Source organism: Dryocola baronae, assembly GCF_051297175.1.
Lineage (GTDB): Bacteria > Pseudomonadota > Gammaproteobacteria > Enterobacterales > Enterobacteriaceae > Dryocola.
In genome coordinates, this window is record NZ_JBINNY010000001.1 from 447,712 (window position 1) to 461,232 (window position 13,521).

General features: G+C 57.4%; 13 protein-coding genes and 1 tRNA gene. 6 read left to right on the plus strand and 8 right to left on the minus strand.

All coding sequences use genetic code 11. The features are described 5' to 3' along the window. Positions 1-2 precede the first annotated feature (2 nt). From ACSPHG_RS02035 to ACSPHG_RS02050, 4 genes are all read right to left on the minus strand, one after another. Positions 3-815 carry a manganese/iron ABC transporter ATP-binding protein gene (locus ACSPHG_RS02035; protein WP_435951813.1) on the minus strand — a complete coding sequence of 271 codons (813 nt, stop codon included), beginning with the start codon at positions 813-815 and terminating at the stop codon, positions 3-5. Further along, the gene (locus ACSPHG_RS02040; RefSeq protein ID WP_435951814.1) at positions 812-1,720 is read right to left on the minus strand and encodes a metal ABC transporter substrate-binding protein; all 909 of its coding nucleotides are present in this window, start codon (positions 1,718-1,720) and stop codon (positions 812-814) included. Before ACSPHG_RS02040 ends, ACSPHG_RS02035 begins: the two co-directional genes overlap by 4 nt. Positions 1,721-1,882: 162 nt before the next feature. After that, positions 1,883-2,728 (minus strand): glutathione-dependent disulfide-bond oxidoreductase, encoded by an 846-nt coding sequence (gene yghU / locus ACSPHG_RS02045; protein WP_435951815.1) that lies wholly within the window; start codon positions 2,726-2,728, stop codon positions 1,883-1,885. Positions 2,729-2,947: 219 nt separating this feature from the next. Beyond that, positions 2,948-3,023 (minus strand) — tRNA-Phe (locus tag ACSPHG_RS02050). A gap of 181 nt (positions 3,024-3,204) precedes the next feature. On the opposite strand from ACSPHG_RS02050, the gene ACSPHG_RS02055 reads away from it, so the two are divergent. After that, on the plus strand, positions 3,205-4,044 hold the full coding sequence (locus tag ACSPHG_RS02055) for an AraC family ligand binding domain-containing protein (RefSeq protein ID WP_435951816.1): 840 nt from the start codon (positions 3,205-3,207) through the stop codon (positions 4,042-4,044). 48 nt (positions 4,045-4,092) lie between these two features. Beyond that, on the plus strand, positions 4,093-4,695 hold the full coding sequence (locus ACSPHG_RS02060) for a LysE family translocator (RefSeq protein ID WP_435951817.1): 603 nt from the start codon (positions 4,093-4,095) through the stop codon (positions 4,693-4,695). Position 4,696: 1 nt separating this feature from the next. Here ACSPHG_RS02060 and ACSPHG_RS02065 read toward each other — a convergent pair whose 3' ends face one another. From ACSPHG_RS02065 to aspA, 4 genes are all read right to left on the minus strand, one after another. Continuing rightward, positions 4,697-5,272 (minus strand): transcriptional regulator, encoded by a 576-nt coding sequence (locus ACSPHG_RS02065; protein ID WP_435951818.1) that lies wholly within the window; start codon positions 5,270-5,272, stop codon positions 4,697-4,699. A 45-nt stretch (positions 5,273-5,317) separates the two neighbouring features. Further along, positions 5,318-7,105: a protein-disulfide reductase DsbD gene (locus ACSPHG_RS02070; protein WP_435951819.1), complete on the minus strand. Its 1,788-nt coding sequence runs from the start codon at positions 7,103-7,105 to the stop codon at positions 5,318-5,320. 105 nt (positions 7,106-7,210) lie between these two features. Then, positions 7,211-8,512 (minus strand): anaerobic C4-dicarboxylate transporter, encoded by a 1,302-nt coding sequence (locus tag ACSPHG_RS02075; protein ID WP_435951820.1) that lies wholly within the window; start codon positions 8,510-8,512, stop codon positions 7,211-7,213. Positions 8,513-8,626: 114 nt separating this feature from the next. Further along, on the minus strand, positions 8,627-10,063 hold the full coding sequence (gene aspA, locus ACSPHG_RS02080; RefSeq protein ID WP_435951821.1) for an aspartate ammonia-lyase: 1,437 nt from the start codon (positions 10,061-10,063) through the stop codon (positions 8,627-8,629). Between the two features lie 343 nt (positions 10,064-10,406). Between aspA and ACSPHG_RS02085 the strand changes: the two genes are divergently transcribed. From ACSPHG_RS02085 to ACSPHG_RS02100, 4 genes are all read left to right on the plus strand, one after another. Further along, positions 10,407-10,892: an FxsA family protein gene (locus tag ACSPHG_RS02085; protein WP_435951822.1), complete on the plus strand. Its 486-nt coding sequence runs from the start codon at positions 10,407-10,409 to the stop codon at positions 10,890-10,892. Between the two features lie 138 nt (positions 10,893-11,030). Then, a complete protein-coding gene (locus ACSPHG_RS02090; protein WP_043081801.1) occupies positions 11,031-11,324 on the plus strand; it encodes a co-chaperone GroES in 294 nt (97 codons plus the stop codon). A gap of 46 nt (positions 11,325-11,370) precedes the next feature. Beyond that, a complete protein-coding gene (gene groL, locus ACSPHG_RS02095) occupies positions 11,371-13,017 on the plus strand; it encodes a chaperonin GroEL (RefSeq protein ID WP_435951823.1) in 1,647 nt (548 codons plus the stop codon). 140 nt (positions 13,018-13,157) lie between these two features. After that, positions 13,158-13,511, plus strand: a complete 354-nt coding sequence (locus ACSPHG_RS02100; RefSeq protein ID WP_435951824.1) for a DUF4156 domain-containing protein — start codon at positions 13,158-13,160, stop codon at positions 13,509-13,511. Positions 13,512-13,521: the final 10 nt, after the last annotated feature.

Below are 13,521 nucleotides of genomic sequence, written 5' to 3' on the forward strand. Positions count from 1 at the left end.
GGCTAGTCCCCTTTTGCCTGGGTGACGGCGCGGATAAACGGGCGTTCGTCGTCGGTCACTACGCTGGTTTCAAGCCCGGTCAGCGCGACGTGGCGCAGCACGCCGCTGAAGGCGATTTCGAGGTTTTCCTGGGTGAAGGTTTCGCGCGTGGGGCCGTAGGCGAGCACGGTGCCTTTCACCAGCACGGTCTGGTCGCAGTAGTCGGTCACCGCGCCGAGGTTGTGGGTGGCGACCAGCATGGTGCGGCCTTCATCGCGCAGTTCGCGCAGCAGGGCGATGATTTGCTCTTCGGTTTTGACGTCCACGCCGGTGAAGGGTTCGTCGAGCAGGATCACCTGGCCGTCCTGGGCGATGGCGCGCGCCAGGAACACGCGTTTTTTCTGCCCGCCGGACAGCTCGCCGATCTGGCGGTGGCGAAAGTCGCTCATGCCAACGCGGGCCAGCGCGTGGTCGACCGCCTCTTTGTCCGCTTTGCCGGGAATGCGCAACATGCCCATGTGGCCGTAGCGGCCCATCATCACCACGTCTTCAACCAGCACCGGGAACGACCAGTCGACGTCCTCGGACTGCGGCACGTAGGAGACCAGGTTCTGGCGCAGCGCCTTTTTGGTCGGCATGCCGAGTATCGAAATGCTGCCCTTTGCCAGATTCACAAAGCCCATAATCGCCTTAAACAGCGTCGATTTCCCCGAGCCGTTCACCCCGACCAGCGCCGCGATGGTGCCGGTTGGAATATGGAACGTCGCATCGCGCAGGGCGGTGTGGCCGTTGCGGTAGGTGACGCTGGCGTCCTGCACGGAGATACCGTTGGTCATTTCGCGGCTCCTTCGGTGATGCCTTTGACGATGGTCGCGGTGGTGACGCGCAGCAGGTCGAGATAGGTCGGCACCGGGCCGTCTGCCGCGCTGAGGGAGTCGACGTACAGCACGCCGCCGTAATGGGAGCCGGACTCGCGCGCTACCTGGCGGGCGGGTTTGTCGGAAATAGTGCTTTCGCTGAAGATCGCCGGAATGCCGTTTTTGCGGATGGTGTCGATGACCTTGCGCACCTGCTGCGGCGTGCCCTGCTGGTCGGCGTTAATCGGCCACAGGTAAAGCTCTTTCAGCCCGTAATCGTTGGCGAGATAGGAGAACGCGCCTTCGCTCGTCACCAGCCAGCGTTTGTCCTGCGGGATTTTACTGATTTCGGCGCGCAGCGGCTCCAGCGTTTGCTGGATTTTTTCCTTGTAGGCTTCGGCGTTTTTGGCGTAGATCGCAGCGTTTTCCGGATCGTATTTGCTGAACGCGTCGCGGATATTATCAACGTAGATCAGCGCATTTTTCGGCGACATCCAGGCGTGCGGGTTAGGCTTGCCGTTGTACGGGCCTTCGGTGATGCCGGTCGGCGTGATGCCCGTCGAGACGATGACTTCCGGCACGCCGGAGAGATGCTGGTAGAACTTCTGGAACCAAAGTTCGAGGTTAAGCCCGTTGGCGAGGATAAGCTTAGCGCCCTGCGCGCGGCGGATATCGCCCGGCGTCGGCTGGTATTCGTGGATCTCGGCCCCTGGCTTGGTGATGGATTCCACGTCCGCCGCGTCTCCCGCCACGTTTTTCGCCATGTCGGCGATGACGGTGAAGGTGGTGATGGCCTTAAACTTTTCCTTCGCCCACGACTGGCCTGAGGCGAATATCAACGCCACCGCCACGCCTACAGATAAAATCGCTTTTTTCCCGGACATAACGCTCCCTCTGGTTCGTCTGATAATTAAACAGATATAGCAAGAGCTATAAAACATAGCCGTAGCTATAATTAAATGCAAATAATTATCATTTAGTTAGGGTGCGTATGATTTTCAAACAGAGATAACCCGGCCGAAGCCGGGTGAATTCATGCGGGGATCTTAGAGGTTAAACGCGTCGAAATCGGCGGCATCGTGGCGTTCAGCCAGCTGCTCATCGCCCCAGGTGCGGTTAACGATGCGGCCGCGCTTAACGGCGGGACGGTTGGCAACGTCGTCCGCCCAGCGGTTGAAGTTTTTGTAGGAGGCGATGTCGAGGAATTCCGCCGAGTCGTACAGGCCGCCTTTCGCCAGCGCGCCGTACCACGGCCAGATCGCGATGTCGGCAATGGTGAATTCGTCGCCCGCGATATAGCGGTGGTTCGCGAGCTGGCGGTCAAGCACGTCGAGCTGGCGCTTGGTTTCCATCGCAAAGCGGTTGATGGCGTATTCGATTTTCACCGGCGCGTAGTGGTAGAAGTGGCCGAAGCCGCCGCCCAGATAAGGCGCGGAGCCTTGCAGCCAGAATAGCCAGTTAAGCGTTTCGGTGCGCGCGGCGATGTCCTTCGGCAGGAAGTGGCCGAACTTTTCCGCCAGGTAAACCAGAATGGAGCCGGACTCAAAAACGCGTATCGGCGGGTTAGCGGAGTTATCCAACAGCGCCGGGATTTTGGAATTCGGGTTTACGTCCACAAAGCCGCTGGAGAACTGATCGCCGTCGCCGATGCGAATCAGGTGCGCGTCGTATTCCGCGCCGCTTATGCCCAGCGCCAGCAGCTCTTCCAGAAGAATGGTGACCTTCTGGCCGTTCGGCGTGCCGAGCGAATAAAGCTGAAGCGGGTGCCTGCCGACCGGCAGCGTTTTCTCATGCGTCGGCCCGGCAATCGGACGGTTGATGTTGGAGAACTGGCCTGCCTCGGACTTGTTCCAGGTCCAGACTTTTGGCGGTTGGTAGTTGCTGTCTGACATGCTGTTCCTGCCTTCTGCTAGGAAAATTACTCGGGGCGGATCGTTTACGCCTTCCGCCGTCATCGGTATGAAGCCACAAATCTGGCGGATGGCGCTGACGCTTATCCGCCCTACAACTGAGCGAAAGAATGACCCTGAAGTGTAGCAGGAGGGAAGAGGGGAAAGAGGGATACCGCCAGAAACGCAAAAACCCGCCTTGTGGGCGGGTTCTTTAAATAGTGGTGCCCGGACTCGGAATCGAACCAAGGACACGGGGATTTTCAATCCCCTGCTCTACCGACTGAGCTATCCGGGCAACGGGGCGCATTAAACCGTAATGCCCCTAATTCGTCAATCAAATTTCCGGAAAAACTGTTCAATCGCTTAACTTTGCGTCAATCTGAAGCGTTCTGGGCCCTGTAGCTCCGAAGCTGCACAAATGTTCCAGACTTTCGCCGATGCGTTGGCAATGCTGGGTGTTCGATTCAGGAGGTGATATGGCGGACGACTGGCTGGAATTACACCAACACGGTGAGACGGGCATCGAGACAATTCGCGCCCATTTTGAGGGGCATGCGTTCGATCCCCACTGGCACGATAGTTATCTGGTCGGCATTACGCTTGCGGGCACGCAGCAGTTTCACTGCCGTCGGGAGCGGCATCACAGCACGCCCGGCGATGTTTTCCTGCTCGAGCCGGGCGAGATTCATGACGGCGACGCCCCGGTCGCGGGCGGCTTTACCTATCTGACTTTTTACCTTGAAGAAGAGTGGCTGACGCGCACGTTACAGGGGTTGTTTGAAACCGTGCCCGCGAGCTATTCGCTGCATTTTTCCCGCACCATCGCCCGCGAGCCGCAGCTTGTTCAGGCGATTGCCGGGACGTTTCACGCGCTGCACAGCGAAGAGATGCGCATCGTGCAGCAAAACACGATGGATAACCTGTTAGGGCAGCTGACGGCGCATTGCCAGTGGCGCAGGCGCGTGCCGTCGCAGGTGCAAAGTACGGCGATTGCCCATCGGGCGCGGGATTATCTGCACGCGCACATCGGCGACAATATCGGCCTGGACGATCTGGCGCGCGAAACGCAGACGGACAGGTTTACGCTTTCCCGCTGCTTTAAGCGTGAGTTTCACCTGGCGCCCCACGCCTGGCTGATTCAGCTGCGCCTTGCCAGGGCGAGGGCGATGCTGGCGAAGGGCGAGCAGCCGGTGAACGTCGCGGCGGCGTTGGGCTTTGCCGATCAGAGCCATTTAGGCCGCTGGTTCCAGCGCGCGTATCGGCTGACGCCCGCGCATTACCGCCGGTTGTGCACAAACCTTCCAGACTTGCCGTAGAAAAAAGTCAAAAGTCAGGGTTCAGACCACTTAAGGAGTTGCTGAACCGTGAGCCAGCTGTATGCATCCGCACCGTTTTTACTTTTCGCTTTTGTCGCGTCCATTACGCCGGGGCCGACCAATATTCTGATCTTTTCCAGCAGCCAGCGCTTCGGCGTGAAGGCGACGTTCCCGGCGGTTGTCGGGGGCTGTTTTGCCGCAAGCCTTATCGTGTTTGTTTCCGGGGCGGGAGCGGGGGAGATACTGCGCCAGCACGCGCTAATCCGTGAGGCGATGAGCTGGGCCGGAGCGCTTTGGTTAAGCTGGCTCAGCTGGCAGCTGTTTACCGCGCCCGCCGCAAATCTGACGAACGAGGCCCGGCAGCCGTTTAGCTGTCGTTCCGCCGCGCTGCTGCAGTTTATTAATCCTAAAACCTGGATGATGGCGCTGGCGGTGGGCAGCCTGTTTGCGCCGCAGAGCGCGCATCCGCTTTGGGATGTGCTGCTGCTGGCGACGTGGTTTTTGCTGATTTCGCTGCTTTGTCTGAGCGCCTGGGCTTTGCTGGGGAAGGCGGTGACCCGCCTGTTTCGCACAACGACATCACTCGTCTGGTTTCAACGCGTGATGGCATTGTGCCTGCTGGCGTCGGCCTGGGCCGGGATGCTGGGCTAGCTTAGGTTAACGCGCCGCCCTGACGGCACTGGGCGAAGCGCAGAATGTCTTCGGCCAGACGGCGGGCGGTGTCGATGTCGGCCTGGCTGCGCTTCACCAACAGCTTGCTCAGGCAGCCTTCGAGCACCAGCTCCATCTGATGCGCGACCATGGTCGGGTCGTCCACCTCCAGCTGGGTAAGCAGCTCGTGGGTATACTGCCACGCGGCTTTTTTCTGCTGGTCGGCAAGCTGGTGGATGGGGTGCGACGCGTCCGGGTAGAAGGTGCAGGCGGCGATAAACAGGCAGCCCGGATAACGCTGGTTGCTGACGCATTCGGCCAGCGCCTGGTAGCGGCGCAGGAGTTTTTGCTCGGGCGTTAGCTCTTCGTTGAGCATCAGCTGGCGGCGCCAGGTATCGACCTGCTGGCTCAAATAGCGCAGCGCGTCGTAGAGCAGGGCTTCACCGTCGGGCCAGAATTTCTTTACTTCCTGCAGCGGGTAATCTGCCTCAAGCGCTACCATTTCGAGGGTAGTGCTGGCAATGCCCACACGTTCAAGGACGTGCAGGGCGTGCTCTAGTACGTCTTCGCGTTGCACGGTTTTCTCCTCCGTCGTTCAACGGTTTGTCCACATTAGTGTTGTTTACTGCGCGTGTTTGCGCAAATGTTCCCGAAAAGCGCTGGCATCCATAAAGCCGGTGACGCGGGCGGCGGGCTGTTCGCGTCCGTCTGCGTCAAAGAACAGGATGGTTGGCAGCCCCAGGACTTTCAGGTGTTTTAACAGCGCGACGTCCTGCCCGTTATTGGCGGTGACGTCGGCCTGCAGCAGCACGGTATTGCCCAGCTTTTGCTGAACCTGCGCGTCGCTGAAGGTGTACTTCTCGAACTCTTTACAGGCTACGCACCAGTCGGCGTAAAGATCCAGCATAACCGGTTTGCCCTTTGCGTTCGCCAGCGCCTGGTCGAGCTGTTCGACGTTCGCCACGCGTGTGAAGTTCAGGTGCTGCTGGCTGGCGGTGACGGCTGAACCAAATACCCAGTCCTGCACGGGGCGGGCGCACACCAGCGCCGCGCCGAGCAGCACGACCTGCACTATACGCATCCACGGCCTGCTGGCCTGCAGGCTGGTGATGAACGCCCAGCCGAAGAACGCCACGCCCAGCAGCCCCCACAGGCGCAGACCCCAGACATCGCCAATCACGCGTTCCAGCAGGAACACCGGCAGGGCGAGGATCACAAAGCCGAAGGCGGTTTTGACCGTTTCCATCCACGGGCCGCTTTTCGGCAGCAGCCTGTTGCCGAAGACGGTGATGAGGATCAGCGGCAGGCCCATGCCCAGCGCGTAGAGGTACAGCGTGCCGCCGCCGAGCCACATGTTCCCGCTCTGCGCGATGTAGAGCAGGATGGCGCTAAGCGGCGCGGTGGTGCACGGCGAGCAAATCAGCCCCGCCAGCGCGCCCATGGCGAAGACGCCGCCCGCCGATCCGCCCTGCTGGCGGTTGCTCATGAGCGTCAGGCGTGTTTGCAGCGAAGAGGGAAGTTGCAGCGTGAACAGGCCGAACATCGAGGCGGCGAGCAGCACGAACAGCGCCGACAGGCCAATCAGCACGTACGGGTGCTGCAACGCGGCCTGGAACTGTAATCCCGCCGCGGCGACCACCAGGCCCAGCGCGGTGTAGGTGAGCGCCATCCCCTGAACGTAGATAAAGGTCAGCAGCAGGGCGCGGGCGGTGGACAGGCGCTGCCTGCCGCCGAGGACGATGCCGGAGATTAGCGGGTACATCGGCAGCACGCAGGGCGTGAAGGCGATGCCGATGCCGATTAGGAAGGCCCATAGCGCGGAGAAGGGGAGCTGGGTTGGGGCAGAGTCGTCGGTACCCCTCTCCCCAAGGGAGAGGGAGGAAGACGAATTGGGCTGCTCTCCAGGGGAGATGGCCGAGGAGTCGTCCGCGCTGGTTTGTTCCCTCGCCAGAGGGTCAGGGTGAGGGCGTCCTTCTTCACCCGCAACCACCGCGCTCAGCGGCACGACACGCGTTTCCGGCGGATAGCAGAAGCCCGCTTCGGCGCAGCCCTGATACGTCACGCTGACCGTCGCGCCTTTTTCCGCCGATTTTACCGTCACCGGCAGGTTGAGGCTTTCGGTGTAGATTTCGGTTTTGCCGTAGAACTCGTCTTCGTGCCAGGCGGCTTTGGGCATCGTTATTTCGGCAAGCGTGGCCTGCGCCGGGCTGAGTTTGATCTGCTGGCGATAGAGATAGTAGCCCGGCTTAATCTGCCAGTTCAGGTTGAGCTGGCTGCCGGACTGCTGAAAATCAAAGGCAAAAGCCTGGTCGACGGGCACAAACTGCGTTTTGCCCTGGTTGTCGAACAGGCCTGCGAAAGTTTGGGTGCTGAACAGCAGGAAAATCAGCGTAAGGATGCGTAGAGCCATGAGAGGTATTCACTATCTCCGTGGGTAACCGGCGGGGAAACAGCGGAAGACTATAGCACGATGAGATGGCGACGGGCTGCCCGAGCAGCCCGCGTTTGAGGAGATTTACAGAACCAGACCGCCGACGATAAAGCCGAGGATCACGCACAGCGTAATAGCAATCACGCCTGGAATTAAGAACGCGTGGTTAAACACGTACTTGCCGATGCGGGTTGAGCCGGTGTCGTCCATTTCGACCGCCGCCAGCAGCGTCGGGTAGGTTGGCAGTACGAACAGCGCGGAAACGGCGGCAAACGAGGCGATGGCGGTCAGCGGGCTAACGCCGAGCATCAGCGCCGCAGGCATCAGCGCCTTGGTGGTTGCGGCCTGGGAATAAAGCAGGGTCGCGGCAAAGAACAGCACCACCGCCAGCAGCCACGGGTAGCCCTGCAGCAGCTCGCCCGCGAAGCCCTGGATATCCTGAATGTGGTTTTTGACGAAGGTATCGCCCAGCCACGCCACGCCCAGCACGCAGATACAGGCGCTCATGCCGGATTTAAAGGTGCTGGCGTTGAGGATTTCGCCGGTGTCGATTTTGCAGGTGATGCAGATAAGCGTGGCGATGGTCAGCATGAACACCACGATCGCTTCGTTGCGCGGCAGTACCGGGTTCTGAATCAGGCCCACGGTGTCGCTGATGGCGGTGGCGTAGAACATTACCGCGACAATACCGATGAGGAACAGCAGCACGGAACGTTTTGCGTGTGGCTTCAGCTCAAAGACCTGGCTACCACGAAGCTGCACTTCGCCTTTGGCGAGGCGCTCCTGGTATACCGGATCGTCTTTCAGCTCGCAGCCCAGGAAGTTACAGACCACGGCAGTCAGCATGACGGCAACCAGCGTGACCGGAATACAAATGCCCAGCAGCGTAAGGTAGCTGACGCCCAGCGGCTCAAGAATACCGGCGAAGAACACCACGGCGGCAGAAATCGGCGAGGCGGTGATAGCAATTTGCGAGGCGACAACGGCGATAGACAGCGGGCGTGAAGGGCGAATGCCCTGCTCTTTCGCTACTTCAGTGATTACCGGCAGCGTGGAAAACGCGGTGTGGCCGGTGCCTGCAAGAATAGTCATGAACCAGGTGACCAGCGGGGCGAGGAAGGTGATGTATTTCGGATGGCGGCGCAGCAGGCGCTCCGCCAGGCTCACCAGGTAGTCCATCCCGCCCGCGATCTGCATGGCGGCAATCGCGGCGATAACCGCCATGATGATTTCGATGACGTCGAAGGGAATAGCGCCGGGTTTAATCTGGAAGAAAAGGGTGAGAACTAAGACGCCAAGACCGCCGGCAAAACCAATGCCTATGCCGCCCAGCCTGGCCCCGAGATAAATCGCCAACAGCACGATAACGAGTTCAGCTCCAAACATGATGTGCTTCCTTGAAGTTTGATGAAATGAAAATGAGTTGTTGTATTTTTGTATGCCTGAAAACGAAAAAGGCACGTCGCGATGGACGTGCCTTTGGGTCTTTATTCTCGTTGATTATTGTTCGTTTTCATCGGTATACCGTTTGGCTTTATAAACCGGGTGCATCAGGTTGTGGACGGAGAAGATATCGTCCAGTTCGGCTTCCGTCAGCAGGCCGCGCTCAAGCACGACTTCACGCACGCTCTTGCCGGTTTCCGCACAAATCTTGCCGACGATGTCACCGTTGTGGTGGCCAATGAACGGGTTCAGATAGGTGACGATGCCAATCGAGTTGTAAACGTAGCTTTCACACACTTCTTTGTTAGCGGTGATGCCGTTAATGCATTTTTCCAGCAGATTGTAGCAGGCGTTGGTCAGGATGTGGATGGACTCAAACATCGCCTGGCCAATCACCGGCTCCATCACGTTCAGCTGCAGTTGGCCCGCTTCGGACGCCATGGTGACCGTAGTGTCGTTACCAATGACCTTGAAGCACACCTGGTTTACGACTTCCGGCACAACCGGGTTTACCTTGGCCGGCATGATGGAGGAACCGGCCTGCAGTTCTGGCAGGTTGATTTCATTCAGGCCGGAGCGCGGGCCGGAGGAGAGCAGGCGAAGGTCGTTACAGATCTTCGACATTTTCACCGCCAGGCGTTTGAGCGAGCTGTGTACCATGACGTATGCGCCGCAGTCGGACGTCGCTTCAATCAGGTCTTCCGCCGGTACGCACGGCAGGTTGCTGACTTCTGCCAGCTTCTGCACCGCCAGCTGCTGGTAGCCTTCCGGGGTGTTCAGGCGAGTACCGATTGCCGTCGCGCCGAGGTTAACTTCCAGCAGCAGCTCTGCGGTACGCAGCAGGTTTTTGGTTTCTTCGTTCAGCAGAACGTTGAAGGCGTGGAACTCCTGGCCCAGCGTCATCGGTACGGCATCCTGCAGCTGGGTGCGGCCCATTTTCAGGATGTTTTCAAATTCAACGGCTTTGCGCTGGAAGCCTTCCCCCAGCTGGTTAATGGCGTCAATCAGCTTGATGATTGAGGCGTAGACCGCGATGCGGAAGCCGGTTGGGTAGGCGTCGTTGGTGGACTGGCATTTGTTGACGTGATCGTTCGGGTTCAGGTACTGGTACTCGCCTTTCTGGTGGCCCATCAGCTCCAGGCCGATGTTAGCGAGCACTTCGTTGGTGTTCATGTTTACGGAAGTGCCTGCGCCGCCCTGGTAGACGTCTACCGGGAACTGGTCCATGCATTTGCCGTTATTTAACACTTCGTCACAGGCCTGGATAATGGTGTTGGCGATGCTTTTCGGGATGGTTTGCAGCTCCTTGTTCGCCATCGCTGCTGCTTTCTTCACCATGACCATGCCACGCACAAACTCAGGGATGTCGCTGATTTTGCTGTTACTGATGTAGAAGTTTTCAATCGCTCTCAGAGTGTGAACACCATAGTAGGCATCCGCTGGCACTTCCCTGGTACCCAACAAATCTTCTTCGATACGAATGTTATTTAACATGTGAACCTTCTTTTTCAAGCTGCCAAAAATGCACCGTTTTCACGCACAGGATGTGTGGTCGTGAGATGATTAGACCGACGATTATTTCCGTAATCGGTCTCCATGCCGTGATGATATGCTGATCATAGCGAAAAGCAGTAATCTGGATCACTTAATAAAACCTTCCTCACATAACTATTATTAATATGTGATAACGATCAACGCTTGGAAATTTCCAGAAAAATAACGGTGCGTAAACATTGATCTTTGTCTATCGCGCCGCCATCTGTTACCCATGCGTGTTTGCTAACCCATTTTCACAAGTGCCGGACAGGGGCTTGTTGTCCAACTACAGGAGAATACGGTGCGCTGGATACCGTTAATTGCCATTTTTCTTTATGTTTACATAGAGATATCTTTGTTTATTCAGGTCGCTCATGTGATGGGCGTATTCCTGACGCTGATGCTGGTGATATTCACCTCAGTGATAGGTATGTCGCTGGTGCGTAACCAGGGCTTTAAAACCTTTATGCAGATGCAGCAGAAGATGGCGGCGGGTGAAAGCCCGGCGGCAGAGATGATCAAGAGCGTTTCGCTGGTGCTGGCAGGCTTCCTGCTTTTACTGCCCGGCTTCTTCACCGATTTCCTCGGCCTGCTGCTGTTGCTGCCGCCGGTACAAAAACATCTGACGCTGAAGCTGATGCCGCATCTGCGCTTTTCGCGCACCCCTGGCGGTGGTTTTAGTGCAGGCGCGGGCGGCGGCCAGACCTTTGACGGCGAGTACCAGCGCAAAGACGACGGCCCAAAAAGGCTCGACAACCATGACGACGACAGTCGTCACGATCGTTAAAATTTCGAAAATTTTTTTGTTTTCCCCCCTTGAAGGGGGGAAGGCGCATCCCCATCTCTCAGGTCACCAGCCGATAACCCATCTGGGCCGGCGTTACCCAAACAATTGATACTGACTTTCTCAAAGGAGAGCTATCACATGAGTATTCGTCCATTACATGACCGTGTCATCGTCAAGCGTAAAGAAGTTGAGTCCAAATCTGCAGGCGGCATCGTGCTGACCGGTAGTGCAGCAGGTAAATCAACTCGTGGCGAAATCATCGCTGTCGGTAAAGGCCGCATCCTGGAAAACGGTAACGTGCAACCGCTGGACGTGAAAGTCGGCGACATCGTAATTTTCAACGATGGCTACGGTGTGAAGTCCGAGAAGATCGACAATGAAGAAGTGTTGATCATGTCCGAAAGCGACATCCTGGCAATTGTTGAAGCGTAAGTTACGCATACCTCACTGAACGAAACGAATTTAAGGGAAAAGAAGAATGGCAGCTAAAGACGTAAAATTCGGTAATGACGCTCGTGTGAAAATGCTGCGTGGCGTTAACGTACTGGCAGATGCAGTGAAAGTTACCCTCGGTCCTAAAGGCCGTAACGTGGTTCTGGATAAATCTTTCGGTGCACCGACCATCACTAAAGATGGTGTTTCCGTAGCGCGTGAAATCGAACTGGAAGACAAATTCGAAAACATGGGTGCGCAGATGGTGAAAGAAGTTGCCTCTAAAGCGAACGACGCTGCAGGCGACGGCACCACCACCGCAACCGTGCTGGCTCAGGCTATCATCACCGAAGGCCTGAAAGCCGTTGCTGCGGGCATGAACCCAATGGACCTGAAACGCGGTATCGATAAAGCTGTTATCGCCGCTGTTGAAGAGCTGAAAGCGCTGTCCGTACCATGCTCCGACTCTAAAGCCATCGCTCAGGTTGGTACCATCTCTGCTAACTCCGACGAAACCGTGGGTACTCTGATCGCTGAAGCGATGGAGAAAGTGGGCAAAGAAGGCGTTATCACCGTTGAAGAAGGCACCGGCCTGCAGGACGAGCTGGATGTAGTAGAAGGTATGCAGTTCGACCGTGGCTACCTGTCCCCGTACTTCATCAACAAACCAGAAACTGGCTCTATCGAGCTGGACAGCCCGTTCATTCTGCTGGCTGACAAAAAAATCTCCAACATCCGCGAAATGCTGCCAGTGCTGGAAGCCGTTGCGAAAGCCGGTAAACCACTGCTGATCATCGCTGAAGATGTTGAAGGCGAAGCGCTGGCAACTCTGGTTGTGAACACCATGCGCGGTATCGTGAAAGTGGCTGCTGTTAAAGCACCTGGCTTCGGCGACCGTCGTAAAGCAATGCTGCAGGATATCGCTATCCTGACCGGCGGTACCGTTATCTCTGAAGAGATCGGTATGGAGCTGGAAAAAGCGACCCTGGAAGACCTGGGTACCGCTAAGCGTATCGTTATCAACAAAGACACCACTACCATCATCGACGGTACCGGTGAAGAAGCTGCAATCCAGGGCCGCGTGTCCCAGATTCGTCAGCAGATCGAAGAAGCAACTTCCGATTACGACCGTGAAAAACTGCAGGAGCGCGTAGCGAAACTGGCTGGCGGCGTTGCGGTAATCAAAGTCGGTGCGGCTACCGAAGTTGAAATGAAAGAGAAGAAAGCTCGCGTTGAAGATGCCCTGCACGCTACCCGTGCTGCGGTAGAGGAAGGCGTGGTTGCCGGTGGTGGCGTTGCGCTGATTCGCGTAGCTTCTAAACTGGGCGAACTGCGCGGCGTGAACGAAGATCAGAACGTGGGTATCAAAGTTGCACTGCGTGCAATGGAAGCACCACTGCGTCAGATCGTTCTGAACTGCGGCGAAGAGCCATCCGTTGTTGCTAACACCGTGAAAGCGGGCGACGGTAACTACGGTTACAACGCGGCAACCGAAGAATACGGCAACATGATCGACATGGGTATCCTGGACCCAACCAAAGTAACCCGTTCTGCTCTGCAGTACGCGGCATCCGTAGCGGGTCTGATGATCACTACCGAATGCATGGTTACTGACCTGCCAAAAGGCGACGCTCCTGATTTAGGCGCTGCTGGTGGTATGGGCGGCATGGGTGGCATGGGCGGCATGATGTAATTGCCTTAGCACCCTGTGTTAAAGAAACCCTCAGACAGAAATGTCTGAGGGTTTTTTCTTTTGGGCCGCAGTCTGGTATAAGGTCTTACCGGGTGATAGAGGCCCGCTCACTCACTACAGCATTGATTACGGGGAACAACATGCGCATTAAAGTTTCAGCAGGAATGGCTGTGGCAGCGTTGCTGCTGGCGGGTTGCAGTACCAGCAATGAGCTAAGCGCCGGCGGCCAGAGCGTTCGTTTCGTTCAGGATAAGCCTGCGAGCAACTGCCAGCTGTTAGGTACTGCCACCGGTGAACAAAGCAACTGGCTGTCCGGGCAGCATGGTGATGAGGGCGGTTCAATGCGCGGCGCAGCAAACGCCCTGCGTAATAACGCGGCGGCCATGGGCGGCAACGTGATTTACGGCGTCAGCAGCCCAAGCCAGAACCTGCTGTCGAGCTTTGCACCAACGGCCAGCAAAATGACCGGCCAGGTTTATAAGTGCCCGAATTGATTTAGCGGTT